This window comes from Streptomyces cinnamoneus, from assembly GCF_014650495.1.
In the GTDB taxonomy this organism is placed as follows: domain Bacteria; phylum Actinomycetota; class Actinomycetes; order Streptomycetales; family Streptomycetaceae; genus Streptomyces; species Streptomyces cinnamoneus.
Genome location: NZ_BMVB01000010.1, coordinates 45370 through 71555, shown reverse-complemented (window position 1 = coordinate 71555; position 26186 = coordinate 45370). Strand labels below are relative to the sequence as shown.

Here is a 26186-nt window from a genome sequence, read left to right as displayed (position 1 = left end):
GGGCGGCGTGCGTCAGAGCAGCTTCCGCAGGTCGATCGCGTCGCTGAACGCCTTCATCCCCGCGTCGTTGGGGTGCAGGTGGTCGCCGCCGTCGAAGCGCGGCAGCATGCGGTCCGGGTGCCGGGGGTCGCGGATGGCGGCGTCGAAGTCGAACACGGCGTCGTAGACGGGGCTGTTGCGCAGGTGCCGGTTGATGGCGACGCGCTCGGCCTCGGCCTCGGCCGTGCAGTCGAAGAAACCGCCGCACGGCGCGATGGTGGCGGCGACGACGCGCATGCCGCGCCGGTGGGCGACGTCCGCCATCCTCGTGAGGGCGCCGATGACCTCGTCGGCCTTCGTGCCGGCGCGGATGTCGTTGACGCCCTCGAAGACGACGACGGTCCGGGCGGAGGTCTGGGCCAGGACGTCGCGCTCCAGACGGTGTTCCGCGCTGACCCCGCTCCTGACCGTGCTGGTGCCCTCGCCCGCGTAGCGGTCGCTCGCGACGCGGTTGCCGGAGATGCCGTGGTTGAGCACTCCGAGCCGTGGCACCGCGTGCTGCCCGAGCAGGCGTCGCGACAGCAGGTCGGGCCAGCGGCCGTTGGCCCCGGGCGTGGCGCGTTCGCCGTCGGTGATGGAGTCGCCGAGGGCCACCACGGAACCGGGTCCGCCGCCGACGTCCACGCCGGTCAGCAGCGGCCAGCCGTCCAGCTGCTGCCCGTAGGCGTCGCCGCCCCGGTCGCCGGTGCGGTCGCCGGCGCCGTCGGCGCTGAGGTAGGAGACCTGGTTGCTGTAGCTGTGCACGGGCAGCGCCCGTACCGTGCCCGGCAGGTGGATGCTGACCAGCAGATTGGTGTCCGGTGGTACGCGGAAGCCGACGGGGTCGCTGAACTGCTGGGCGCCGGCGGGGATTTCGGCCGCGCGACGGCCGGCGAAGGCCAGTGGTACGGGGCGGCCGTCCGCGGCCGCTCCGCGGCCCTGCAGCGCGACGGTGGCGCGGCCGATGCGGACGGGCTGCTGGGAGAAGGTGTTCTCCAGCCGGATGCGGGTGCGCGGGCCGCCCGCGCTGCTGTGCACGATCAGCCGCAGCGTCCGGTCGGTCCACGGGCCCACCGTCGCGTACCCGGACGTGGACGCCGCCCAGCTGCCGGTCCACCCGTTCGAGGGAGCGCGCAGGGCGAGGGAGAAGACGTGGAGGTCGCTCGTGGGCCCGTCGGCGGGCAGCACCACGGCGTCGATCTCCCGGGAGCGCTCGACGGGCACGGTCACCACGTAGAGGCGGGTCGTCTCGGTCCGCCGGCCGCTGCTGGTGTTGCGGTGCGGCAGCCCCACGACCTTGGTGGTGAGCGGCCCGTGGCGCCAGTCGGGAGCCTGCAGGCGGTAGGGGCTCCGCGAGCCGTCGCGGTAGCGGATCGTGCCCGTGCCGTCGGAGCCGCTCCTGTCCCCCGCCGGGGAGCTGCTCGCCACCAGGAAGGAGAGGGCGTCCCCGCGGCCGGTGAGCCGCACCGCCTGCCCGTCGGCGACCACGTTGTCGGGCGTGCCGGGCCGCGTCCGGGGCCAGCCGAGGGCGGCGCCGTCGACGGCGATCGTGCGGCCGGGGGTCCAGCCCGCGGCCCTGAGGTCCTGGGCCGAGTAGGAGCTGCCCTTGCCGTCGAAGTCGGCGTCCTGGGGGTGGGCGTCGTCGCTGACCGCCCTGTTGTCGAAGAGCCGCTCCAGGGGGAGCGCTTCCCGCTGCGGGGCGCCCGCGGCGTGCGCCGGGGCGCCGGTCAGGGCGAGGGCGCACACCGCCCCGGCCGCGAGCACCGCCGCCGCGAACGCGCGGGCGGCGGGCGGTCTGTGACGTGCCGTGTCCACCGTGGGCTGCGTTGTCCGGAGCATGTGCGTCATGCCTCCCAGCGTTCCCCGCTCTGCACGTGGCGGGATGAAGCTAGGGAGGCGCCAGGGGGACGTCAAGGAGGCCAACCGGCCACGTCGGGCGCAGCGCGCCTGTGGTGGGGCCATCCGTGGGAGTGAGATCCTGGCCAGTATGAACATTCCCTTCTTGGACAGCTGGCGCAAGCGGCACGGCCCGGCGCACGGGGTGGCGCTGCCCGAGACGGCCGACCGGGGGCCGGAGGGCCTGGCCGAGCTGCTGTCGGAGTGCGAACTGCTCCGTGCGCACGCGCAGTCGGCAGGAGTCGCACTCGACGACTCGCCGTCGTCCCTGGAGGCGCTGGACCAGCTGCAGCCGCGCTGGCGTGAGGACCCGGAACTGGTGCCCTGGCTCGGTAACGACGCGGGCCTGTACCTGGGCACGGTCATCGTCCGGACGGTCACGGGCGCGGGCTGGTGGATCTGGCCGGACGGGCAGCCGGTGGTCCGGCTGGCCAGCGGCCGGGAGATCGACGTGGTGGAGGCGGGCCAGTCGTGGGCGGCGGACGGCGCCCCGGAGCTGTCGCAGCTCTACGCGGAGGTCGCGGAGAACTGACCCGGCGCCGGGCGGTGTCAGCTGGTGAAGGCGATGGTGTACTCCAGGCGCCAGCGGTCGGCCCGGACCACGATGTCGGAGGTCTCCACGGCGCGGTCCTCGCCGTCGAAGTGGGTGCGCTCGACGACGGTGACGCACTGGCCGGCCGCGCAGCCGAGCGCCTCGGCCTCGGGGGTGGTGGCGGGGCGGGAGCCGACGAGCTCGCGGGCCCGGACGACGCGGATGCCGATGGCGGCGAGCCGGCCGCGCACCCCGCGCCGGGCGTAGGGGCCGCGCTCGGGGAGGGCGACGTCGGTGCCCTCGGTGATGGTCAGGGGCTCCCAGCTGGTGGCGAGCTGCACAGGGTGGCGGTTGGCCAGGTACTCGTACTGGGTGCACAGCACCGGCTCGCCCGTGCCGATGCCCAGGCGTTCGGCGATGCCGGCGGGGGCGGGGGTCTCGCTGGAGGACGCCTCCCACGTCAGCGCCGTCCCGCGGTCGCCGGCGCCGGCCGGGGACGCGTCGTCGCCCGCGGCGTAGCCGCGGATCTTGGCGGCGAAGGGCGAGTCGACGGCGCCGGTGGAGCGCAGCAGGGTGCCGAGCGGGGCGCGGTCGGCGACGAAGACGCCGCGGCCGAACTGTCCTTCGGCGTAGCCGGCGGCCTTCAGGACGCGGACCGCGCGGTCGACGGTCTGGTCGCTGGCCTCGTAGGCCCGTTTGAGCTCGGAGCGGGAGGGGATGCGGTCCCCGACCACCAGGGCGCCCTCGTCGATCCGTTGCCGCAGGTCGTCCGCGATGCGCAGGTATACGGGCCTGCTGTCACCCACACCGGGCTCCCTTCCCCCTCTGCTTCCCCCGTCCGGCCCCCCACAGGCTAGGTACCCAGGCTCGGTCTGTGTACCTAGGGCAAATGGCGGCCTCTGCGGCTCCGATCCGGCCCATTCCCGACAGGTGTGCGTGTCAGCACGGAAGTCCCGTTTTCGATGCGGATAGTTTGCGGCGACTGCGAGACAGCTGAGAGTGGATAGGGCTGGGTATGGCCGTCGATCCGTTGATCGAACTGCGGGACGTCAACAAGCACTACGGCACGCTGCACGTGCTGCGGGACATCAACCTCACCGTCGGCCGCGGGGAGGTGGTGGTGGTCATCGGTCCCTCCGGCTCCGGCAAGTCCACGCTGTGCCGCACCATCAACCGTCTCGAACCGGTGGAGTCCGGCACCGTCCTGCTCGACGGCCGGCCGCTGCCGGCGGAGGGGCGGGCGCTGGCCCGGCTGCGCGCCGAGGTCGGCATGGTCTTCCAGTCGTTCAACCTCTTCGCCCACAAGACGGTGCTCGCCAACGTCTCCCTGGCCCAGGTCAAGGTCCGCAAGCGCGGCAAGGAGGAGGCGGACCGGCGCTCGCGGGAACTGCTGGAGCGGGTGGGGCTGCTCGCCCACGCCGAGAAGTACCCCGCACAGCTCTCCGGCGGCCAGCAGCAGCGCGTGGCCATCGCCCGCGCGCTGGCCATGGACCCCAAGGCGCTCCTCTTCGACGAACCGACCTCGGCCCTGGACCCCGAGATGATCAACGAGGTGCTGGAGGTCATGCAGCAGCTCGCCCGGGACGGGATGACGATGGTCGTCGTCACCCACGAGATGGGCTTCGCCCGCTCCGCCGCCAACCGCGTCGTCTTCATGGCGGACGGCCGGATCGTCGAGGACCGCACGCCCGAGGAGTTCTTCACCGCGCCCGAGAGCGAGCGCGCCAAGGACTTCCTCTCCAAGATCCTCAAGCACTGAGCGGGTGACGGCACACATGAGACGCCTCGTCGCCGCGCTCGCCCTGGCCGCCCTGCTGACCGCCGGATGCGGCAAGGAGGGCAGCCCGCCCGTCAAGGGCCCCCAGCCCGACCAGCTGCCGGTCTACCCCGTCGCCACCGGGTTCCAGCTGCCGGACTCCCCGACCTGGACGGCCGCCAAGCGCCGCGGCCACCTCGTGGTCGGCGCCAAGGAGGACCAGCCCTACCTGGGCCAGAAGGACCCCGCCACCGGCACCTACTCCGGCTTCGACATCGAGATCGCCAAGATGATGTCCGCCTCGCTCGGCTTCGACCCCAAGACCATCTCCTTCCGCACCATCGCCTCCGCCAACCGCGAGACCGCCCTGCAGAACGGCCAGATCGACTACTACGTCGGCACCTACACCATCAATGACCTGCGCAAGAAGCAGGTCGGCTTCGCCGGGCCGTACTACATCGCCGGGCAGTCGCTGCTGGTCCGCAAGGACGAGGACGACATCAACGGCCCCCAGGACCTGGCGGGCAAGCGGGTCTGCTCGGCGGCCGGCTCCACCCCGCTGCAGCGCATCCAGCGCGACTACCCCAAGGCCGTCGCCGTCGCCTACGACACCTACTCGATCTGCGTGGACAACCTCCTCAGCCTCCAGGTGGACGCCGTCACCACCGACGACACCATCCTCATGGGCTTCGCGGCCAAGGCCCCCGACGCGCTGAAGGTGGTGGGAGCGCCCTTCTCCAAGGAGCCCTACGGCATCGGGGTGTCCCGCGGCGACACCGCACTGCGCTTCGCCCTCGACGACGCCCTCGCGGCGCACGAGAAGAACGGCGACTGGAAGAGGGCCTACGACGCGACCCTGGGCCTCTCCGGTGTGCCCGCCCCGCAGCCGCCACCCGTCGACCGCTACCCGGCGGGCTGAGGAGGACCTCCGTGGACGTACTCATCGACAACCTCTCCCTCTACGGCGAGGGCCTGCTCGGCACCATCGAGCTCACCGTCTACGCCTCGCTGCTCGCGCTCGTCCTCGGCTTCGTCATGGCCTCGTTCCGGGTGGCGCCCGTCGGCTCGCTGCGCGTCTTCGGCACGGTGTGGGTGACCGTGCTGCGCAACACCCCGCTCACCCTGCTGTTCTTCGCGGTGATGCTGGGGCTGCCGCGCTTCGGGATCGTCCTGCCCTTCCAGCTCTTCGCGGTCCTCGCCCTGGGCTGCTACACCTCCGCCTTCATCTGCGAGGTGCTGCGCTCGGGCATCAACACCGTGCCCACCGGCCAGGGCGAGGCCGCCCGCAGCCTGGGCATGACCTTCGCCCAGACCCTCGGCGACGTCGTCCTCCCCCAGGCGTTCCGGTCCGTCATCCCGCCCGTCGGCTCGACGCTGATCGCGCTCGCCAAGAACTCGGCGATCGCCGGGTCGTTCAGCGTCACCGAGCTCCTGGGCACCTACAAGCCGCTCAACGAGATGGGCTACAGCATCATCTGGTCCTTCGTCTGGATCGCCGTCGGCTACCTGCTCGTGACCCTGTCCATCAGCGCGGTCTTCAACGTGCTGGAGAAGCGCTGGGGGATCGCCCGATGACCACCGCCCTCTACGACATCCCGGGCCCCCAGGCCCGCCGCCGCCACCTCCTCTACGGCCTGCTGGCCACCGTGGTGATCCTCGGGATCGTCGCCTGGGCGCTCTACCTCCTCTTCGACACCGGGCAGTTCACGGCGGCCAAGTGGGACCCCTTCGCGTACGAGGGCATCCAGGAGCTGCTCCTGCACGGCCTCGGCAACACCCTCAAGGCGTTCGCCTACGCCGCCGTGCTCTCCCTCCTCCTCGGCGGGGTCCTCGCCTGCGGCCGGCTCTCCGAGCACGCCGCGCTGCGCTGGGCGGCCACGGTCGTGGTGGAGTTCTTCCGGGCGATGCCCGTGCTGGTCATGATCTTCTTCGTCTTCGTCGCCCTCAAGGTCCAGCCGCTGCCGGCCCTGGTCACGGGGCTGACCCTGTACAACGGCTCGGTGCTGGCCGAGGTCTTCCGCACGGGCGTGAACGCCGTCGACCGCGGCCAGCGCGAGGCGGCCTACTCCCTGGGCATGGGCAAGACCCAGGTGATGACCCACGTGCTGGTCCCCCAGGCCGTGCGCGCGATGCTGCCGGCCATCATCAGCCAGCTGGTCGTCGCCCTGAAGGACACCTCGCTCGGCTTCCTCATCACCTACGAGGAGTTCCTCCACGCGGGCAAGCTGATCGCCAGCAACCTCGACTACGACCTCCCCTTCATCCCCGTCGTCATGGTCATCTCACCGGTCTACATCGGCATGTGCATGCTGCTGTCCTGGTTCGCCACCTGGGTGGCGAAGCGGCAGCGGCACAGCCTGAAGACCCGGAAGGTGGAGGTCGCCGCGGCGGAGCCGGGCCCGCTGCTGCCGGGCGCCGGGCAGCAGCTTCAGGAGCCGCCCAGCCACAGGTCGGGGCCGAAGACCTCGTAGTGGATGTCCGCGGCCGCCACGCCCGCGGCCAGGAGCTGGGTACGGGCGGCGCGCAGGAAGGGCAGGGGGCCGCAGAGGTAGGCGGTGGTACCGGCGGGAACGTCGAGGCGGGAGAGGTCGGCGAAGCCGGTGCGGTCGGCGGGCCAGTCGCCCTCCGGCTGCTCGTACCAGACGTGCGCGACCGCGCCGGGGAGCTTGCCGACGAGCTGGCCGAGCTCCGCGCGGAAGGCGTGGGTGGCCTCGCTGCGGTCGGCGTGCGCGACGACGACGCGACGGGACGAGCCGGTGGCGGCCAGGTGGGCGAGCATGCCGGTCATGGGGGTGCAGCCGATGCCGGCCGAGGCGAGCAGCAGCGGGCCGTCGCCGTCGTCCAGGACGACGTCGCCGAAGGGGTGGCTGACGAGCAGGGGGTCGCCGACGTCCACGTGGTCGTGGAGGTGGCCCGAGACCTCGCCCGCCGGGTCGCCGGTGACGCGCTTGACGGAGAACTGCAGGGCGTCCTCCGGCAGTCCGGACAGGCTGTACTGGCGGATCTGCCGGGCGCCGTCGGCCAGCGGGACCTGCACGGAGACGTACTGGCCGGGCCGGGCGGCGGGCAGCGGGCGGCCGTCGGCCGGGCGGACGACGAAGGTGGCGACGTCCGCGGTCTCCCGGTGGCGGGCGACGACGCGGTAGGTCCGCCAGGTGGCGCCGTGCAGGGCGCCCGCCTCGGCGTACAGCCGGGCCTCGACGGCGATGAGGGCGTTGGCCATCAGCCAGTACACCTCGTCCCAGGCGGCGGCCACCTCGGGCGTGACCGCGCCGCCCAGCACCTCGGCGATGGCGGCGAACAGGTGCTCGTGCACGATCGGGTACTGCTCGCGGCTGATGCCGAGCGAGGCGTGCTTGTGGGCGATGCGCGAGAGCATCGCGTCGGGGCGGACGTCGGGGTGCTCGACGAGCGCGGTGGCGAAGGCGGCGACGGCGCCGGCGAGGGCCTGCTGCTGGCTGCCCTCGGCCTGGTTGCCGCGGTTGAACAGGTCGCGCAGCAGCTGCGGACGGGCGGCGAACAGCTTGTCGTAGAAGAGCGGCGTGATCTCACCGATCGCGCCGCCGACGGCGGGCAGGGTGGCGCGGACGATCTCGGTCGACTTCGGGGACAGCATCGGCGCTCCTCAAATTGGTATCTGAGATTCGCATTTTTGGGGGTGCGAACGGACCGGGTGGCCGGATCGGTCAGCTTCCCGGGCGTGTCCCCAGGCTCAGCAGGACCGGGCCCGTCGGAGGGCCCGTCAGGTCCTCGACGGTGAGCGGGTCGAGCGCGGCGAAGAACGCCTCCTGGGCGTCGCGCAGCGCCCCGCGCAGCCGGCACGCACCGCGCAGCGGGCAGGGCGGCTCGTCCTCGCAGCCGACGACGTCGCCGGCGCCTTCGAGGTCGCGCACCAGGCGGCCGACCGATCCCCGGCGTCCGGCCGGGGTGAGGGCGAGCCCGCCGCCGCGGCCCCGGCGGGCCTCGACGACCCCCAGGTGCTGCAGCCGGCTGACCACCTTGGCCGCGTGGGTGTAGGGCACGCCGACGGCGTCGGCCACCTCGCGGGTGGTCGGCGCCGCGGCGGTGGGATCCTCCACGGCCAGGCGCATGGCGATGCGCAGCGCGATGTCGGTGCTCTTGGTGAGTCGCACGGCGCCACCGTAACTAATTGGATTCCTGGAATCCAATTATCCGGGTGCGGTGGGCGCGCAGCCCGGCGTCGTAGCGGCGCAGCAGCAGTGCGGCCGTGCTCGCCAGGCCGGTCAGGAGGCCGAGCCAGATGCCGAGGGTGTGCAGGCCGGCCGCGTAGCCGAACAGCAGGACCGCGGGCAGCCCGACGAGCCAGTAGCCGACGAGGGTGAGGCGGAAGCCGCCCTTGGTGTCCTCCAGGCCCCGCAGCAGGCCGACGCCGATGTTCTGGGCGCAGTCGAAGAACTGCAGGACGGCGACGACGGCCAGCAGCCGGGTGGCCACCGACAGGGCCGCGTCGTCGCCGGCGCCGAGGAACGGGCGCAGGAACAGGGCGGGGAAGGCGAGATAGCCGGCGCCGACGACGGTCATCGCGGTGGCGGCGCAGGCCAGGGCGGTGTTCCGCAGGCGCCGGGCGGCCGGGACGTCGCCCAGGGCCAGCTCCCGGCTGACGTTGACGGAGGCGGCGTGGGAGAGGCCCACGGCCACCTGGAAGACGATGTAGACGAGCTGGTTGACGGCGGTGTGGGCGGCGAGCGCCGCGCTGCCGAAGGAGCCGGCCATCAGGGCGGTGAGGGAGAAGAAGCCGGCCTCCGAGCCGTAGGTGGCGGCGATCGGGGTGCCCAGGGCGAGCAGCCGGCGCACCTCGGCACGGCCGGCCCGCAGGGGGTTGGCACTCAGCAGGGGGGCGAGCTCGGCGTCCCGCCGGGCCGAGGCGTACAGCGCGGCGAAGGACAGCAGGTGCACCACGGACGTGGCGACGCCGATGCCGGTGAGGCCGAGCCGGGGCAGGCCCCCGGCGCCGTGGATGAACGCCCAGTTCAGGGCCGCGTTGACGGCCACGGAGGCGAGGGTGATGCGCAGCAGCGCCCGGGGGCGGCGCATGCCGACGGTGAACTGGCGCACCGCCTGGAACCACAGGCAGGGCAGCAGGCCGGGCGCGAGGGCCAGGAGCACGGCCCGGGCCCGGTGGGCGACGTCCGCGTCCTGGCCGAGCAGGGGCAGGCACTGGCCGACGGCGGCCAGGAGAACGGCCCCGGCGATGCCCGCCAGGGTGGCCACGGCCGTGCCGGCCCGCACGATGGCCCGGATGTCCCCGGCGCCGTCCCGGGACGCCGCCTCGGCGCGGGCGGCGGCCGCGGCCGTGTGGTTGCCGACGGCCGTCACCAGGCCCACGCCCATGGTGCGCACCTGGTTGAAGAGGACGAGGGCGAGACCGCCGGCGGCCAGTTCCCCGGTGCCGAGCAGGCCCATCATCACGGTGTCGGTCGTGGTGAGCGCGACCTGGGCGAGCTGGGTGAGGACGAGCGGGACGGCGAGGGAGGCCAGGGCGCGGCAGTCGCGCAGGAGAACGTGCACGCCCACGACGGCATCACCTCCCACGGAGTTCGGCGAGGACCTCGTCGACCGCCCGCTCCGTGGCGGGGGCGAGGAGGCCGCGGGCGGCCATCCAGTCGTCGTCGAAGACGGTGTCCAGGTACTTCTCGCCGCCGTCGTTGACGAGGGCGACGACGACGGATCCCGGGGGCAGCGCCGGCAGCCGGCGCAGGGCCTCGTGGACGACGCCGCCGGCGGAACCGCCGAGGAGCAGGCCGGTGCGGGCCACCGCGCGGCAGGTGGCGAAGGCCGCGACGTCGCCGACCTTGACGCCCTCGTCGATGAGGCCGAAGTCCACCAGCGCCCCGAGCGGGGCGCCGGCGGGCGTACCGGTGCCCGACTGGTAGTAGTCATGGGCCGGCGGGCCGAAGGCGGTGGACCCCTCGGGCTCCACGCCGACGGTCCGCACGCCGGGCAGGAGCCGGCGCAGTTCACGGGCGGTGCCGCACAGCGAGCCGCCGGTGCCGACGGCGGCGACGAGGACGTCCAGGCGGCCGTCGAGGGCCTCGTGCAGCTCGTGGGCGACCGACGCGTAACCGGTGCCGTTGCTGGGGTTGTTGTGCTGCTCGGTGAAGACCGTGTCGTCCCGGCCGTGGGCCAGGCGCTCGGCCAGTTCCTCGCGGGCGGCGGTGGCCAGGTCGTCCGTGCCGCCGTCGGTGACGTACACCAGCTCGGCGCCCAGGGCCCGCATGGCGCGCAGCTTGTCGGCGCAGGCGTGGTGGTCGACGACGGCGGTGAAGGCGTAGCCGCGCTCGGCGGCGACCACGGCCAGGCCGAGCCCGGTGTTCCCGGAGGTCGACTCGACGATGCGGCCGCCCGGGGGGAGTTCGCCCCGCCGTTCGGCGTCCAGCACCATCTGCCGGGCCATGCGGATCTTCGCACTGCCGGTGGGGTTGAACATCTCCAGCTTCAGCAGCAGCCGGCTGCCGGTGGCGGTGCGGCACAGCTCCAGCAGGGGGGTGCGGCCGATGAGTTCGGAGAGGCGGGTGACCACGGCGGGCCGGGCGAGTGCCTCGTTCATGGGTTCTGGGCTCCTGTGGGTCAGTGGGCCGGGGCGTGCCGGTCCAGGCGCCAGCGCGGGCGGTCCGCCGGGCCGTCGACGACGACCTTGGGCGGCAGCGGCAGTTCGTGGAAGGGGGATTCGTTGGAGTCCATCTGGTAGCCGGCGGTGTTGGGGTAGACGAGCAGGTCGCCGACGGCGGGGCGGGCGGGGAAGGGCACCTTGCGCCAGCTGACCATGTCGTCCTCCAGGCAGGTCGCCCCGCCCACGCAGGCCGCGTGCGCGGGCGGGCCGGTGGCGGGCCCGGCCGGGGTGAGGAGCACGGGATCGGGCAGGTACTCGCTGTTGAACCACTGCTCGGACAGGCTCAGGCTGCTGCCGTCGACGGTCAGCACGGCGTAGCCGTCGCGGTCCTTGACGCCCTGCACCCGGAAGACGGTCGCACCCGCCCGGTCCAGCAGGGCGCGGCCCGGCTCCAGCATCACGGTGATGCCGGCGTCCCGGAGCAGCCTCCCCAGGGGGCGGCCGTGCCCCGCCGGGGTGGTGGCGAGGACGGCACGCAGGGCGTCGGCGCCGGCCACCGGCGAGTGGTAGGGGTAGAAGCCGGCCGCCGGGAAGACCTTGCCCGCGTGGTAGTGCCCGGGCCGCTGCCGCGCCAGGAAGGCGCGCCAGTCGGCGGCGGCCGCGTAGTCGACGGGGAAGCCGCCGCCGATGCTGATCCGGTCGGCCGGCAGGCCCGCCTCCCGGGCCTGCCGGCACAGGGTGACGAGCTGTCCGGCGAGGTCGGCGCGGGGGCGCAGGGCGTAGCCGGACAGGTGGAAGGCGAATCCCTCCATCCGGACGGCCTCCCCGGCCCGGGCGCAGCGTCGCAGGGCGGCGGCCGTCTCGGTGTCGTCGAACCCGAAGCGGCTGTGCCGGCCCGGGGGCAGGCGGCGCAGCAGCACCCGGGCCGGCCGGTGCGGTGCCGTCTGCGCGGCCAGGGCCAGGAGGAGGTCCAGTTCCCCCGGTGAGTCGACGGCGATCAGGCAGCCCTGCAGCAGGGCCACGCGCAGCAGCTGCGCGTGCTTGGCGGGGCCGGTGACGGTGATGTCCGCGCCCCGCACCCCGTGGGCGAGGGTCTCGCGCAGCTCCCCGGCGGAGGAGACGTCGACGCCCGCGCCCGCCGCGGCGCAGCGCTCGACCCACACGGCCGCCTTGTTGGCCTTCTTCGCGTAGGACACCTCCCCCGCCACCCCCGCCTCGGCGAGGGCGGCGCGGAAGGCGGCGAGGTTGGCGTCGAAGTGCTCGGGGAGCAGGAAGTGGAACGGGCCGCCGAAGGCGTGGGAGAGCTCCTGCAGCAGCCCGCTGGCGAGCACCTGCGCCGTCCGCCGGTCGGGGCGGGCGGGCAGCGCAGGTGCACTCGTGCCGGTCACCGCCACAGCGGCACCCTGGTCCCCAGGCCCTGGGCGAGGGCGAGTTGGGCGAGGCGGTGGCCCAGCGCGATGTCGGTGACGACGAGCCCACTGTTGTAGGCGAAGATCCGCTCCCCGGGGTCGGTGCGCCCGGCGGCGGTGCCGGCGATCACGGCGGGGAACTCGGCGTCGACGGCGGGCAGGGCACCGCTCGCGTCGGCCATGTCGGTGCCGGTGACGCGCATCTGGGCCTCGCTGGTGGCCACGACCCGGTCGGCGGCGTGCAGCGTGGAGGGGGCCAGCCCGTGGCCGACGAGGACGGCGAGGGAGCCGGGCCGCAGCGAGGGGGCCGCCACGGCGGCGGGGGTGCTCGGGCCGGCGGTGGCGAGCACGACGTCGGCGGCCGCGGCGGCCTTGTCGGCGTCGGTGACGACCTCCACGGACCGGTCGGGGAAGTCCGTGCGCAGCTGCGCACGGACGGCCGCGATGCCCTCGGGGTGGGTGCCGTAGAGCATCAGGTGCTGCAGGCCGGGCAGCGTGGTCAGCAGGAACGGCAGCGCCAGGCGGCCCTGGGTGCCGGTGCCGATCACCAGGGCGCTGCGGGCGCCGGGGGCCGCGCAGGTGCGGGCGAGGAGCGCGGAGACGGCCGGGGTGCGCAGGGCGCCGATGCGTCCGCAGTCCATCATCGCCACCGGCAGTCCGCTGCGGTCGTCGTAGAGCGTGAGCGTGGTGTAGTAGTGCTGTTCGCCGCGGGGCCGGTGCAGGCCGTGCTTGTAGGAGGTCTTGACGGCGACGACGTCGCGGGTGCCGTCGCGGCCGAGCATCGCGTACGCCACCGAGTGGCCGTCCGCCGGCTTCACGGTGAGCTTGCGGGGGTTGTCGGACCGTCCCGCGGCGAGCGTGCGGTAGGCCCGCTCCACGGTCTCGACGACGTCGGCCGGGGTGATGGCGATGCCGGCCACGTCGGCGGTGGACAGAAGGGTCAGGGTCCGGTCGTCGGATATGTGTCCGGCCGGGCCGGTGTCCGTCATGGCTGCTCCCTGTGCGGTGGGGGCCGGTTCAGAGGATGGCGTGGGCCAGTGCGGCCTTCTGTCCGTAGCCGTGCTCGGCCTCCTCGGCCGGCGGGCGGGTGCGGCGGCCGGGCACGTGGACCAAGGCGCGCTTGAGCCAGCGGTCGGTGCCGTCGTAACGGGGGGTGAAGGGCACCCGGCCGTGGACGACGAGGTCGTTGTCGACGACGAGGACCTCGCCGGGGGCGAGGCGCACGGCGACGGAGACGCGCGCGAGTTCGGCGGCCAGGCGCCCGTAGGCCGCGGCGTAGGCGGGGGTGGCCTCGTCGAGGGGGGTGTAGGCGGGGTCGAAGCGCAGGGCGAGGCCGTCCCCGGTCCGCCACAGGGCGGGGACGCGGGGTGCGGGGCCGGTGTGCTCGCGGGCCCCGAAGTAGGCGTCGTCCGGCAGGATCGGCAGGACGGGCCGGGTCAGCTCGTCGACGGCGGCCTCGTCGAGGCGGACGCGGCGGATGCTGGCCGCGGTGGTGGCGATGCGGTCGTGGTTGCGCATGCAGGCGAGCATCAGCAGGTGGGCGCGGGCGGGGTGGAAGGCGTCCTCGGTGTGCGGGCTGAGCAGCACGGTGCTGCCGGCGCCGGTCTGGGCCTGCTCGTGTCCGGCCGAGGGCACGATGGTGTGCACGAAGCGCCCGTTCTGCTGCCCCTCCCAGGCGAGGGGGTTGCCCATCACGGTGGCCAGCAGGAGGAGGGCGATGTCGTGGCGCGCGCCGGCGTCGCCGGCGGTCGCCCAGCTCGCGGGGGTGGGGCCGAGTCCGGCGTCGTCGACGGGCAGGCCGCGCAGGACGAAGAGGCCGGCGTCGGTGTCCACGGGCCGGCACTGGTGGCGCAGGGGTTCGCCGAGGCGGGCGGCGCGTTCGCGGACCCTCCACAGGAGTCCGGGCGAGGTGGTGTCGGTGCCGCATTCGGTGAGGATCTCCTCGGCGGCCCGGTACAGCTCACCGGCCGAGGCGTCGTCGAGCAGGCGGAGGGGGGCGGATCCCGTACTCATGGCGCGATCTCCCGTTTCCGTAGCGGTCGTTCCGGGGCGGTCGTTCCGGGGCGGCGTTCCGGGGCGGTGCGCGCGATTCCGGGCAGGGCGCGGCAGCGGCGGGTGAAGGGCGGGAACGCCGGGTGGGCACCACGCGGCCGGCGCAGGGGCGTTGGCGGCCCGGCCGTCCGCGGCTCTGGAAGGCTGGCTCGAACCTACCGCTCGAAGTTAGGTTAGGCAAACCTAACTGACGGGTTATCCGATAGATCGCCTTTGCGGGAGCGACCCCTGAATTGCGGCGACTTGAGGGGGTGGCTGAATTCATGTCGTACACACGAAAGCTTGCCGGGGTGAAGAAATTTAGGATAGGCAAACCTAAGTAGACCTGAACCTGCTGCGGATCGGGGACGACGTGGACTTCACCAGGCGACAGGTGCTGTCGACCGGAGCGGGCATCGGGGCGGCCACGCTGCTCTCCGCCTGCGACAGCGGCGGTACGGCCTCCTCGGGCACCGAGAACAAGCCGCGGCGCGGAGGCACCCTGCGCGTCGGCGCGCTGGGCCGGGCGTCCGCCATCACCCGTGACCCCCACGGAAACCAGGGCAACGAGAGCGACTATCTGGTCATCGCGCTCGTGCACGACACGCTCACCGCCCCCGGCGCGAAGACCAACACCACCGGCCGCCTCGCCACCTCCTGGACCGCCTCGGACGACCTCAGGACCTGGCGCTTCACGCTCGCCGAGGGCGCCGCCTTCCACGACGGCTCCCCGGTCACCGCCGACGACGTGGTGTGGTCCCTGCGCCGGCTGCGGGGCACCCCCGCCGGGGCCGCCCGGCTGCCCGGCGTCCAGGCCGCGGACATCACCGCGGACGGCAAGCGGACCGTCGTCCTCGTCTCCGACTACGCCAACGCCGAACTCCCCCTGCTCACCCGCCTGTCGACCTTCGTCCTCAGAAAGGACACCGGCGAGAAGGAGCTGGACAAGGCGCCCGGGACCGGGCCCTTCGCCCTCGACTGGTACCGGGGCGGCAACGCCCGCCTGGTGCGCAACGAGCACTGGCACGGCGGCACGGTGCTGCTCGACGCCATCGAGGTGACCATGTTCGAGAGCCCCCAGGCCATGGCCAACGCCATGCTCGCGGGGCAGCTCGACCTCGCCTCCAACGCCGGTGCCGTCGCCGGCCGGAGCGCCGCCTCCCGCAAGGACGTCCAGGTCGTCCGCCGGCCCGACGACATGGCGATGCCCATCGTGATGCGCACCGCGAAGGGCAGCCCGTTCGCCGACCCCCGGGTCCGCGAGGCCGTCAGGCTCGCCGTGGACCGGCAGGCCATGGTCAAGCAGGTGCTGTCCGGCTACGGCACCGTGGCCAACGACGTCCTCGGCACCGCGGACCCCGCCTACGCCGAGGACATCGCCCAGCGCACCCGCGACCTCGGCCGGGCCGGCCGGCTGCTGAAGGAGGCGGGCTTCGACCTCGGCCGGACCTACGACCTCGTCACCACCGAGGACATCGCCGGCCTCGCCGAGTCCGCGACGCTCTTCGCCTCCCAGGTCCGCGAGGCCGGCATCAAGGTCAAGGTCGTCAAGCAGGAGTCCGGCACCTTCTACGACAGGACCTGGCTCAAGGGCGACCTCTACACCACCTACTGGGGCACCAACGACTCCGTGGTGTTCTTCGCCTCCAAGACCCTGGTCACCGGCGCCGGCCAGAACGAGGCCGGCTTCTCCGACCCGGGCTTCGACGCCGCCTACCGCAAGGTCATCGGCACCAGGGACCCCGCGGCCCGCACGGCGGAACTGCGCACGCTCCAGCAGATCGAGCACGAACGGTCCGGCTACCTGCTGTGGGGCATGGCCGACGGCATCGACCTCGCCGCCGCGAGGGTCCGTGACCTGCCCAGGCTGCCCGGGTACGGGCGCGTGCAGCTCGAACGCGTGTGGCTCGCGCGGTGACACCGGCTCCGGCCGGGGCGGCCGCGGTGCGCGCGGCCGCCCCGGCGGTCCGCCGCCTCGCCGCCCCGGCCCTGCGCGTCGCGGCGCTGCTGGGCCGGCGGCTGGCGCTGCTCACCGTGCTGCTCGCCGTCGTCTTCGCGGCCGTCGAGCTGCTGCCCGGCGACGCCGCTTCCGCCACCTCCGACCGCGGCGAGGGCGCCGCCGGCGTCGCCCGCCGCCGCCACCTGCTCGGCCTCGACCGGCCGGTGGCCGAACGGTTCCTGGACTGGATCACCGCCCTGCCCACCGGCGACCTGGGCACCTCGGCGCGCGGAACGCCCGTCACCGGCCTGCTGTCGGCGCCCTTCCCCAACACCCTGCTGCTGGGCGGCACGGCCTTCGTCCTCACCGTGCTGCTCTCGCTCGCCCTGGGCTGCTGGGCGGCCGCCCGTCCCGGCGGCACGGTCGACCGGATCGTGGACCTCACCTCCACCGCCGCCTTCGCGCTGCCCGAATTCGTCGTCTCCATCGGCCTGTTGCTGGTGTTCTCGCTGGGGACCGGCTGGCTGCCCGCCGCCACGCTCACCGGCGCCGACGGCTCCCCCTCCGACGCCTCCATGCTGGTCATGCCCGTCCTCGCCCTGGCCGTGCCGCAGACCGGCTGGAACACCCGCGTCGTCCGCGCCGCGCTGGCCGACCAGGCCGCGACCCCGCACGTGGAGGCCGCCGTCCTCGACGGCCTGCCCGCCCACCGGGTCCTGCTGCACCACGCGCTGCCCGGTGCGCTGCCCGCCGTCGCCACCGGCATCGCCACCTCCACCGGGATGCTGCTGGGCGGCGCCGTCGTCGTGGAGACCCTCTTCAACTACCCGGGCGTCGGCACCGTCCTGGCCGGGGCCGTCGCCGACCGCGACACCCCCGTCATCGCCGGCGTCGTCGCCTGCGCCGCCGCCGTCATCACCGTCGTCCTCTTCCTCGCGGACCTCGTCCGCGCCCGCACCCTGGGAGCCCGCCCATGAGCGTCGCCGCCGCACCCGGACCGTCGCGGGGCGGGCGCCCCCCGCTCCGTGCCCTGGCGGCCGCGGCCCCCTTCCTCGCGCTCGTCCTGCTCGCGCCGGCCGGACCGCTGCTCGCGCCGCACCCCGTCGACCGGCCGGTCGGCGCCCCGTACGCCCCGCCCGGCGCGGGCGCCCTGCTGGGCGGGGACCAGCTGGGCCGTGACGTCTGGAGCCGGCTGCTGCACGGGGGCGGCGCCCTGGTGGCGAGCGCGCTCGCCGTGGCCGTGGCCGTCACGTTCCTCACCACCGTCCTCGGCTGCTTCGCCGTGCTCAGCCCCCGCCTGGGGCGGGCCGTCGAACGGACCGCGGACCTCGTCATGCTGCTCCCGCCGGTGCTGGGCTTCATGCTCCTGGCGCTGGCCTGGCCCGGCGGCCGCCGCCTCGCCGTCGCGACCGCCGCCGTCGCCCTGGGCACCCCCTACGCCGTACGGGTCGTGGCCGCCGCCGCAGCACCCCTGGCCGCCTCCGGATTCGTCGAGGCGGCCGTCGCGGGCGGGGAACGCCCGGTGCACCTGGCCCTGCGGGAGATCCTGCCCAACCTGCGCTCCACCGTCCTGGCCCTGTTCGGGCTGCGCTTCGTCGAGGCCGTCTACGTCATCTCCGTGGCGGCCTTCCTCCAGCTCGGCCCGCAACCGCCCACGCCCGACTGGGCCCTGATGATCCGCGAGAACGCGCCCGGCATCCTGCTCAACCCCTGGGCCGTCGTCGCCCCCGCCCTCGCCATCGGCGTCCTGGCGATCGGCACCAACCTCGCCGCCGACCACCTCCTGCCCGCCGGACGGCGCACGGCGGCCCTGCGATGACCGCCGGCCCGCACCCCGACGCCCCCCTGGTGAGCGTCTCGGACCTGGAGATCGGCATACCCGGCGGGCCGGTGCTGCTCCCGCGCACCGGCCTCGTCCTTCGCCGCGGCCGCGTCACCGCACTGACCGGCGCCTCCGGTTCCGGCAAGACCACCCTGCTGCGCGCGGTCCTCGGCGCCCTGCCCCCCGGGGCGCGCGTCCTGGGCGGCAGCGCGCACGTCCTGGGCGAGGACGTCCTCGCCCTGCCGCCCCGCCGGCTGCGGGAACTGCGGCGCCACCGCCTGGCCCACGTCGGCCAGGACCCCGGGTCCGGGCTCGACCCCCGCATGCGGGTGCGGCGCCTGGTCGCCGAGACCGCCACCGACCCCCGGGAGCAGGCGGTGCGCGACCTGCTCGCCGAATGCCGGCTGCCGGCCGGCGACGGGCTCCTGGACCGCCGGCCGGCGGCCCTCTCCGGCGGCCAGCAGCGGCGCGTCGCCCTCGCCCGCGCCCTCGCCCGCACGCCCGACGTCCTGCTCCTGGACGAGCCCACCGCCGGGCTCGACGCCGCGCTGCGCGACGCGGTGGCCGCCCTCCTGCGCGATGTGGCCGCGCACCGCGCCATCGCCGTCGCCCTGGCCTGCCACGACCCCGCCCTCCTGGAGCTCTGTGCCGACGACGTCGTCCACCTCGGCACCCGGCCGCCCCCCTCCCCCGCCCGGACGGCCGGAGCGGCCGTCGTACCGCGCAGCGCGGGGGCGCCGGAGCCGGCGGTCCCGGAGCGCCTGCCGGCCGCCGGGCTGGCCGCCCGGGGACTGCGCGTGACCTTCGGCCGGTCCCGCGACCGGGAGGCCCACCGGGCGCTCGACGGCGTCGACTTCACGGCCGCGCCCGGTAGCGCCACCGGCGTCATCGGACCGTCGGGTTCGGGCAAGACCACCCTGCTGCGCGTCCTGGCGGGGCTCCAGCCAGCCGAGGAGGGGCGGCTCTCGCTCGACGGCGCACCGCTGCCCGGCAGCGTCCGCAGGCGCAGCCGCGACCAGCTGCGGCGCATCCAGCTGGTGCCGCAGAACCCGCTCGGCGCCCTCAACCCCGCCCGTACCGTCGGCGCGGCCCTCGCGCGCCCCCTGCGGCTGCACGGCGTGGTGCCCCGGCGGAGCACGGCGGCCCACGTCGCCGAACTGCTCGACGCCGTGGGCCTGCCGGCCGGCTTCGCCCGCCGCTACCCGCACGAGCTCTCCGGCGGCCAGCGCCAGCGCGCCTCCATCGCCCGCGCCCTGGCCCCGCGGCCCGAGGTGCTGCTGTGCGACGAGGTGACCTCCGCCCTCGACCCCCGCACCGCCACGGCCGTCATGGACCTGCTCGTGCGGCTGACGGACGAGCGGCGGCTGGCGCTGGTCGTCGTCAGCCACGAGGTGCACCTCGTCGCCGCGTACACCGGCACCGTCCACGTCCTCGACGCCGGCCGCGTCGTCCGCCGCGGTCCCGGCGTGAGCCTGCTCGCACCACCCGGACGAGCGACGGCCCCGGATTGACAGACCGTAACCACGCGGGAAGTCTGGCCCCGCGATGATCGACTGATCATCGATGAACGGACTCTCCCACCCTTTTGGAGTATTTGTGGCATACGTGCGCCCACGTGGCGGCCGGTACGCCAAGGCTCTGGCGGCGCTCGGCGCGGCCTCGGCCCTGACGGCGGCGGCGACCCCCTCCGTCTCCGCCGCCCCCGCCCAGCAGGCCGGCAGCGCCCGCTACGTCGCCCTCGGCGACTCGTACACCTCCGCGCCCGGTGTCCCCGAGCAGAGCGGCGGCGACTGCGCGCGGTCCAGCGTCAACTACCCCGCCCTCACCGCCGCGCAGTTGCAGCAGAAGTCCTTCAAGGACGTCAGCTGCAGCGGTGCGACGACGGACGACTTCTGGCGGGCACAGGGCGAGAACGCCCCGCAGCTCGACGCCCTCGGCAAGCAGACCAAGCTGGTGACCGTCGGCATCGGCGGCAACGACATCGGCTTCGGCACGATCATCGGCACCTGCGCGCAGCTGTCCCCCACGGACCCGGCCGGCGCCCCCTGCAAGAAGCAGTTCACGGCCGCCGACGGCAGCGACCAGCTCACCGCGCGCATCAACGAGGCTGCGCCCAAGATCGCGCGTGTCCTCAAGACCGTGCACGAGCGCGCCCCGTACGCCAAGGTCGTGCTCGTCGGCTACCCGACGATCATGCCGGACAGCGGTGAGAGCTGCTTCCCGGCGGTGCCGATCGCGGCCGGCGACGCCCCTTACCTGCGTGACACCGAGAAGCGGCTCAACGCCATGCTCAAGGAGCAGGCCCGGGCGGCGCACGTCCGCTTCGCCGACACGTACGGGCCGACCGTGGGCCACGATGTGTGCAAGCCCACCGCCGACCGGTGGGTCGAGGGCGCCCAGCCCGAGAACCCGGCCGCGCCCTTCCACCCCAACGCCAAGGGCGAGGCGTCCATGGCCCGTTCGGTGACGGCGGAGCTCCGCAAGCACTGAGCGTGCCCTGTCGGCGGACGGGCTCCGCGAGTAGGCTCCGGGGCCCGTTCGCCCGAATGGAGGCACCGATGGCCCTGCAGAGACCGTCCGCCCACCGCAACCTGCCCGTCCTCGCGGCGGCCGCCGCGCTGCTCGCCGGCGCACTGACGGCGCCCGCCGCGGCCGCCGGCCCGGGCACGGGCGCGGCCCCGCCGCCCCCGAAGTCCCCGCTCGCCGTCGGCTACGGCGGCGTGGTGTCCAGCGTCGACCCCGACGCCTCGGCGGCCGGCATCGAGATACTGCGCAAGGGCGGCAACGCCGTCGACGCGGCCGTGGCCACCGCCGCCGCCCTGGGCGTCACCGAGCCCTACTCCGCCGGCATCGGCGGCGGCGGGTTCCTCGTCCACTACGACGCCACGACGCGCACCGTCTCCACCCTGGACGGCCGCGAGCGGGCGCCGCTCAGCGCGGACAAGGACCTGTTCGTGGAGAAGGGCAAGCCCCTGCCCTTCGCCGACGCGGTCACCAGCGGGCTCTCCGTCGGCACCCCCGGCACCCCCGCCACCTGGGACACCGCCCTGCGCACCTGGGGCAGCCGCTCGCTCGCCCAGGTGCTGGCACCCGCCCGGCGGCTGGCGCGCGAGGGCTTCACCGTCGACGCGACGTTCCGCAACCAGACCGCCGACAACCAGGCCCGCTTCAAGGACTTCCCGGCCAGCGCCCGGCTCTTCCTACCCGGCGGCCGGCTCCCCGAGGTGGGCTCGACGCTGAAGAACCCCGACCTCGCCCGCACCTACGGCCTGCTGGCGCAGCAGGGCACGGACGTCTTCTACCGGGGCGCGGTGGGCCGCGACATCGTGCGGACCGTCCGCAAGCCGCCCGTCGACCCGGCCTCGCACCGCGTGGCCCGCCCCGGCGACCTGACGGAGAAGGACCTGCGGGCGTACGGCGTCAGGAAGCAGGCACCCACCCGGACGGCCTACCGCGGCCTGGACGTCTACGGCATGGCCCCGTCCTCGTCGGGCGGCACGACCGTCGCGGAGGCGCTCAACATCCTGGAGAACGGCGACCTGAGGAAGCTGGACCCGGCGACCTATCTGCACCGCTACGTCGAGGCGAGCCGGATCGCCTTCGCGGACCGCAACCGCTGGGTCGGCGACCCGGCGTTCGAGAACGTGCCCGTCGCGGGGCTCACCTCGCAGCGCTACGCCGACTCGCGCGCCTGCCTGGTCAAGGACGACGCCGTGCTCACCAGCCCCCTGGCGCCGGGCGACCCGCGCCGGCCGGACTCGTCCTGCACCGTCCGCGGCACGGCCGCCCCCACGCCGTACGAGGGGGAGAACACCACCCACCTGACGGTGGCCGACAAGTGGGGCAACGTCGTCGCCTACACCCTGACCATCGAGCAGACCGGCGGCAGCGGCATCACGGTGCCGGGGCGCGGCTTCCTGCTCAACAACGAGCTGACCGACTTCTCGTTCGTGCCGGTGAGCCCGGGGGTGCACGACCCGAACCTGCCGGGGCCGGGCAAGCGGCCGCGCTCGTCGATGTCGCCGACGATCGTCCTCGACCACGGCAGGCCGGCCTTCGCGCTGGGCTCTCCCGGCGGTGCGACGATCATCACGACGGTGCTGCAGACGCTGCTCAACCACGTGGACCGCGGGATGCCGCTCGTCGACGCGATCGCCGCGCCGCGCGCCAGCCAGCGCAACGCGGCGGTGACCGAGCTGGAGCCGGGGCTGTGGAACAGCCCGCTGCGGGGCCGCCTGGAGGCCAAGGGCCACGTCTTCAAGGCCAATCCGGAGATCGGCGCGGCCACCGGCGTCCAGCGTCTGCCGGACGGGCGGTGGCTGGCGGCGGCGGAGACGTCCCGGCGCGGCGGCGGCGCGGCGATGGTGGTGCGGCCGGCGCGGTGACGGCCGGCCGGCCCCGCGGGCGTGCAGGGCACGAGGGCCTGGTGCCCCTGCCCGCCCGCGGGGTGCGGACGCTCGCCGCGGGCGGACCCGGCGCGTGCACGCGACGGCTTTTCCCGGGACGTGGTGCGATGGTCTTGCCACGCGGAGTGACGGCACCTACGGTCGCATGCACACACGGATCTTCGCGTGTCAGCCTGGTGGAAGCCCCTGGCATAGGAGCAGCTCATGGCCAACGTTGTCCGCGCCGCACTGGTCCAGGCGACCTGGACCGGCGATACCGAGTCGATGATCGCCAAGCACGAGGAGCACGCCCGCGCCGCCGCCGCGCAGGGCGCCAAGGTGATCGGTTTTCAGGAAGTCTTCAACGCCCCTTACTTCTGCCAGGTGCAGGAGGACGAGCACTACCGCTGGGCCGAGCCCGTCCCGGACGGGCCGACCGTCCGCCGGATGCAGGACCTGGCCCGCGAGACCGGCATGGTGATCGTCGTACCGGTCTTCGAGGCCGAGCAGTCGGGCTTCTACTACAACACCGCCGCGGTCATCGACGCCGACGGGCGCTACCTCGGCAAGTACCGCAAGCACCACATCCCGCAGCTCAAGGGCTTCTGGGAGAAGTTCTACTTCAAGCCCGGCAACCTCGGCTGGCCCGTCTTCGACACGGCCGTCGGCAAGGTCGGCGTCTACATCTGCTACGACCGCCACTTCCCCGAGGGCTGGCGCTCGCTGGGCCTGGCCGGGGCCCAGCTCGTCTACAACCCCTCCGCCACCTCCCGCAGCCTCTCCTCCCACCTGTGGCAGCTGGAGCAGCCGGCCGCGGCCGTCGCCAACGAGTACTTCATCGCGGCGATCAACCGCATCGGCCGGGAGGAGTACGGCGACAACGACTTCTACGGCACGTCGTACTTCGTCGACCCGCGCGGCCGCTTCGTCGGCGACCCGGCCAGCGACACCAAGGAGGAACTCCTCGTCCGCGACCTGGACTTCGACCTCATCGACGAGGTGCGCCGGCAGTGGGCGTTCTACCGCGACCGCAGGCCCGACGCGTACGACGGGCTGGTGCAGCCGTGACCGCGCCCCAGCCCTCGCTGCACGCCCGGCACCGGGCCGTCATGCCCGAGTGGCTCTCCCTCTACTACCGCGAGCCCCTGCAGCTCAGCCACGGCGAGGGGCGCTACGTCTGGGACGCCGAGGGGCGGCGCTACCTCGACTTCTACGGCGGCGTCCTCACCACCATGACCGCGCACGCCCTGCCCGAGGTCACCAAGGCCGTCGCCGAGCAGGCGGGGCGCATCCTGCACACCTCGACGCTCTACCTCGACCGTCACATGGTCGAGCTGGCCGAGCGCATCGCGGCCCTGTCCGGCATCCCGGACGCCCGGGTCTTCTTCACCACCTCCGGCACCGAGGCCAACGACGCGGCCCTGCTGCTGGCCACGTCCTTCCGGCGCTCGAACCAGATCCTGGCCATGCGCAACGGCTACCACGGCCGTTCCTTCTCCACCGTCGCCGTCACCGGCAACGCCGCCTGGTCGCCGACCAGCCTCTCGCCGCTGCAGACGCTGTACGTGCACGGCTGCGTCCGCACCAGCGGCCCCTACGCCGGGCTGACGGACGGGCAGTTCATCGACGCCTGCGTCGCCGACCTGCGCGACGTGCTCGGCCAGACGCGCCGCGACGTCGCCGCCCTGATCGCCGAACCGGTGCAGGGCGTCGGCGGCTTCACCTCGCCGCCCGACGGGCTCTACGCCGCCTTCCGCGAGGTGCTGGACGAGCACGGCATCCTGTGGATCAGCGACGAGGTGCAGACGGGCTGGGGCCGTACCGGCGAGCACTTCTGGGGCTGGCAGGCACACGCCGCGAGCGGCCCGCCGGACCTGCTCACCTTCGCCAAGGGCATCGGCAACGGCATGTCCCTCGGCGGCGTCGTCGCCCGGGCCGAGGTCATGAACTGCCTCGACGCCAACTCCATCTCCACCTTCGGCGGCAGCCCCGTCACCACGGCGGCCGGCCTCGCCAACCTCACCTACCTGCTGGAGCACGACCTCCAGGGCAACGCCCGCCGCGTCGGCGGCCTCCTCATCGAACGGCTGCGCGCCGTCACCGCCGGCCTGCCCGTCGTCCGCGAGGTGCGCGGCCGCGGCCTGATGATCGGCATCGAGCTCGCCGGACCCGACGGCTCGCCCTCACCGGAGGCCGCCGCACTCGCCCTCGAACACACCCGTGAGCAGGGCCTGCTGGTCGGCAGGGGCGGCCGCGAGGCAAACGTCCTGCGCATCGCCCCGCCCCTGACCCTCACCGTCGCCGAGGCCGAGGAGGGCGCCGCCGCCCTCGCGACCGCCCTGCGCGCGGTGCAGCACGACGTCGAGCCGGCCGTCGACCCGGCCGTCGACCCGAAGGAGCTGCCGTGACCAGAACGATCATCAAGGGCGGGCTCGTCGTCACGGCCGCCGAGGAGATGCACGCCGACGTCCTCGTCGAGGACGGCACCATCGCCGCCCTCGCCGCCTCCGACAGCTCCTGCGCACGGGGCTGGACCGCCGAGCACACGATCGACGCGACGGGGAAGTACGTCGTCCCCGGCGGCGTCGACGCCCACACCCACTTCGAGCTCCCCTTCGGCGGCACGTCCTCCTCGGACACCTTCGAGACGGGCACGCGGGCCGCGGCCTGGGGCGGCACCACCACCATCGTCGACTTCGCCGTCCAGACACGGGGGCAGGCCCTGCGCGAGGGGCTCGACACCTGGCACGCCAAGGCCGAGGGCCGGTGCGCGATCGACTACGCCTTCCACATGATCCTCTCCGACGTCAACGAGGGTTCGCTGAAGGAGATGGACCACCTGGTGGCGGAGGGCTGCACGTCGTTCAAGCTCTTCATGGCCTACCCGGGCGTCTTCTACAGCGACGACGGGCAGATCCTGCGCGCCATGCAGCGGGCCGCGGACAACGGCGGCCTGATCATGATGCACGCCGAGAACGGCATCGCCATCGACGTCCTGGTCGAACAGGCCCTCGCCGCCGGGAAGACCGACCCCCGCCACCACGGCGAGGTCCGCAGGGCCCTGCTGGAAGCCGAGGCCACCCACCGCGCCATCCAGCTCGCCCGCGTCGCCGGCAGCCCCCTGTACGTCGTGCACGTCTCGGCCCAGGAGGCCGTCGCCGAGCTGGCCCGGGCACGCCACGCGGGGCTGCCGGTCTTCGGCGAGACGTGCCCCCAGTACCTGTTCCTGTCCACCGACAACCTCGCCGAGCCCGGCTTCGAGGGCGCCAAGTACGTCTGCTCGACCCCGCTGCGCCCCCGCGAGCACCAGGCCGCCCTCTGGCGCGGGCTGCGCACCGACGACCTGCAGGTCGTCTCCACCGACCACTGCCCGTTCTGCTTCGCCGGCCAGAAGGAGCTCGGCCGCGGCGACTTCTCGAAGATCCCCAACGGCCTGCCGGGCGTCGAGAACCGCATGGACCTCCTCCACCAGGCCGTCGTCGACGGGCACATCTCCCGCCGCCGCTGGATCGAGATCGCCTGCGCCGCCCCCGCCCGGATGTTCGGCCTCGCCCCGCGCAAGGGCACCATCGCCCCGGGCAGCGACGCCGACGTCGTCGTCTACGACCCGCACGCCCGGCAGACGCTCTCCGCCGCCACCCACCACATGAACGTCGACTACTCGGCCTACGAGGGCAAGGAGATCACCGGGCAGGTCGAGACCGTGCTCTGCCGCGGCGTCACCGTCATCGACCGGCGGCGGTTCACCGGACGGGCCGGACACGGCCACTACCTGCCCCGCTCCACCTGCCAGTACCTCACGTAACGCGTAAGGAGCACCCCGCACC

23 protein-coding genes are annotated in these 26186 nt (G+C 74.1%); 14 read left to right on the top strand and 9 right to left on the bottom strand.

All coding sequences use genetic code 11. The annotated features are described in order from the left end of the window. Positions 1 to 12 precede the first annotated feature (12 nt). Positions 13 to 1857, bottom strand: coding sequence for an SGNH/GDSL hydrolase family protein (locus IE182_RS16755; RefSeq protein WP_190110765.1), 1845 nt, complete (start codon positions 1855 to 1857; stop codon positions 13 to 15). Between the two features lie 148 nt (positions 1858 to 2005). On the opposite strand from IE182_RS16755, the gene IE182_RS16750 reads away from it, so the two are divergent. Next, complete coding sequence (locus IE182_RS16750) at positions 2006 to 2446, top strand: DUF6278 family protein (protein WP_190110624.1); 441 nt, start codon at positions 2006 to 2008, stop codon at positions 2444 to 2446. A gap of 17 nt (positions 2447 to 2463) precedes the next feature. Here IE182_RS16750 and IE182_RS16745 read toward each other — a convergent pair whose 3' ends face one another. Then, positions 2464 to 3252 carry a GntR family transcriptional regulator gene (locus tag IE182_RS16745; RefSeq protein ID WP_190110623.1) on the bottom strand — a complete coding sequence of 263 codons (789 nt, stop codon included), beginning with the start codon at positions 3250 to 3252 and terminating at the stop codon, positions 2464 to 2466. A gap of 209 nt (positions 3253 to 3461) precedes the next feature. Between IE182_RS16745 and IE182_RS16740 the strand changes: the two genes are divergently transcribed. The 4 genes from IE182_RS16740 to IE182_RS16725 are packed head-to-tail and all read left to right on the top strand — an operon-like array spanning position 3462 to position 6673. Next, a complete protein-coding gene (locus tag IE182_RS16740) occupies positions 3462 to 4205 on the top strand; it encodes an amino acid ABC transporter ATP-binding protein (RefSeq protein WP_190110622.1) in 744 nt (247 codons plus the stop codon). Between the two features lie 16 nt (positions 4206 to 4221). Further along, positions 4222 to 5121: a glutamate ABC transporter substrate-binding protein gene (locus IE182_RS16735; RefSeq protein WP_190110621.1), complete on the top strand. Its 900-nt coding sequence runs from the start codon at positions 4222 to 4224 to the stop codon at positions 5119 to 5121. Between the two features lie 11 nt (positions 5122 to 5132). Next, positions 5133 to 5777, top strand: coding sequence for an amino acid ABC transporter permease (locus IE182_RS16730; RefSeq protein WP_190110620.1), 645 nt, complete (start codon positions 5133 to 5135; stop codon positions 5775 to 5777). Further along, positions 5774 to 6673 (top strand): amino acid ABC transporter permease, encoded by a 900-nt coding sequence (locus IE182_RS16725; protein ID WP_190110619.1) that lies wholly within the window; start codon positions 5774 to 5776, stop codon positions 6671 to 6673. Before IE182_RS16730 ends, IE182_RS16725 begins: the two co-directional genes overlap by 4 nt. Here IE182_RS16725 and IE182_RS16720 read toward each other — a convergent pair. The 7 genes from IE182_RS16720 to IE182_RS16690 form a co-directional block, all read right to left on the bottom strand. Then, positions 6631 to 7818, bottom strand: a complete 1188-nt coding sequence (locus tag IE182_RS16720; protein WP_190110618.1) for a globin domain-containing protein — start codon at positions 7816 to 7818, stop codon at positions 6631 to 6633. The genes IE182_RS16725 and IE182_RS16720 overlap by 43 nt on opposite strands. A gap of 70 nt (positions 7819 to 7888) precedes the next feature. Next, positions 7889 to 8335 (bottom strand): RrF2 family transcriptional regulator, encoded by a 447-nt coding sequence (locus tag IE182_RS16715; protein WP_190110617.1) that lies wholly within the window; start codon positions 8333 to 8335, stop codon positions 7889 to 7891. A 13-nt stretch (positions 8336 to 8348) separates the two neighbouring features. Beyond that, entirely contained in the window at positions 8349 to 9737 is a 1389-nt protein-coding gene (locus IE182_RS16710) for an MATE family efflux transporter (protein ID WP_229844871.1), read from the bottom strand. A 7-nt stretch (positions 9738 to 9744) separates the two neighbouring features. After that, positions 9745 to 10770: a cysteine synthase family protein gene (locus IE182_RS16705; RefSeq protein WP_190110616.1), complete on the bottom strand. Its 1026-nt coding sequence runs from the start codon at positions 10768 to 10770 to the stop codon at positions 9745 to 9747. A gap of 20 nt (positions 10771 to 10790) precedes the next feature. Continuing rightward, positions 10791 to 12167: a type III PLP-dependent enzyme domain-containing protein gene (locus tag IE182_RS16700; RefSeq protein WP_190110615.1), complete on the bottom strand. Its 1377-nt coding sequence runs from the start codon at positions 12165 to 12167 to the stop codon at positions 10791 to 10793. Continuing rightward, on the bottom strand, positions 12158 to 13171 hold the full coding sequence (locus IE182_RS16695) for an ornithine cyclodeaminase family protein (RefSeq protein ID WP_190110614.1): 1014 nt from the start codon (positions 13169 to 13171) through the stop codon (positions 12158 to 12160). The genes IE182_RS16700 and IE182_RS16695 overlap by 10 nt, the downstream gene beginning before the upstream one ends. 28 nt (positions 13172 to 13199) lie before the next feature. Continuing rightward, positions 13200 to 14195: a TauD/TfdA family dioxygenase gene (locus tag IE182_RS16690; protein WP_190110613.1), complete on the bottom strand. Its 996-nt coding sequence runs from the start codon at positions 14193 to 14195 to the stop codon at positions 13200 to 13202. A 391-nt stretch (positions 14196 to 14586) separates the two neighbouring features. Between IE182_RS16690 and IE182_RS16685 the strand changes: the two genes are divergently transcribed. From IE182_RS16685 to hydA, 9 genes are all read left to right on the top strand, one after another. Then, entirely contained in the window at positions 14587 to 16131 is a 1545-nt protein-coding gene (locus tag IE182_RS16685; protein WP_190110612.1) for an ABC transporter substrate-binding protein, read from the top strand. Beyond that, positions 16128 to 17129 (top strand): ABC transporter permease, encoded by a 1002-nt coding sequence (locus IE182_RS16680; RefSeq protein ID WP_229844869.1) that lies wholly within the window; start codon positions 16128 to 16130, stop codon positions 17127 to 17129. The genes IE182_RS16685 and IE182_RS16680 overlap by 4 nt, the downstream gene beginning before the upstream one ends. Next, positions 17126 to 17971: an ABC transporter permease gene (locus IE182_RS16675; protein ID WP_190110611.1), complete on the top strand. Its 846-nt coding sequence runs from the start codon at positions 17126 to 17128 to the stop codon at positions 17969 to 17971. Before IE182_RS16680 ends, IE182_RS16675 begins: the two co-directional genes overlap by 4 nt. Then, positions 17968 to 19485 carry an ABC transporter ATP-binding protein gene (locus tag IE182_RS32610; RefSeq protein WP_190110610.1) on the top strand — a complete coding sequence of 506 codons (1518 nt, stop codon included), beginning with the start codon at positions 17968 to 17970 and terminating at the stop codon, positions 19483 to 19485. Before IE182_RS16675 ends, IE182_RS32610 begins: the two co-directional genes overlap by 4 nt. 94 nt (positions 19486 to 19579) lie before the next feature. Further along, positions 19580 to 20464, top strand: a complete 885-nt coding sequence (locus tag IE182_RS16665) for an SGNH/GDSL hydrolase family protein (RefSeq protein WP_229844867.1) — start codon at positions 19580 to 19582, stop codon at positions 20462 to 20464. Positions 20465 to 20532: 68 nt separating this feature from the next. Continuing rightward, positions 20533 to 22359, top strand: coding sequence for a gamma-glutamyltransferase (gene ggt, locus IE182_RS16660; protein ID WP_190110608.1), 1827 nt, complete (start codon positions 20533 to 20535; stop codon positions 22357 to 22359). A 225-nt stretch (positions 22360 to 22584) separates the two neighbouring features. Next, positions 22585 to 23427, top strand: a complete 843-nt coding sequence (locus IE182_RS16655) for a nitrilase-related carbon-nitrogen hydrolase (RefSeq protein ID WP_190110607.1) — start codon at positions 22585 to 22587, stop codon at positions 23425 to 23427. Between the two features lie 41 nt (positions 23428 to 23468). Then, positions 23469 to 24767, top strand: coding sequence for an aspartate aminotransferase family protein (locus IE182_RS16650; protein WP_190110762.1), 1299 nt, complete (start codon positions 23469 to 23471; stop codon positions 24765 to 24767). Then, on the top strand, positions 24764 to 26164 hold the full coding sequence (gene hydA / locus IE182_RS16645) for a dihydropyrimidinase (RefSeq protein ID WP_190110606.1): 1401 nt from the start codon (positions 24764 to 24766) through the stop codon (positions 26162 to 26164). The genes IE182_RS16650 and hydA overlap by 4 nt, the downstream gene beginning before the upstream one ends. The last annotated feature ends 22 nt before the right edge of the window (positions 26165 to 26186 follow it).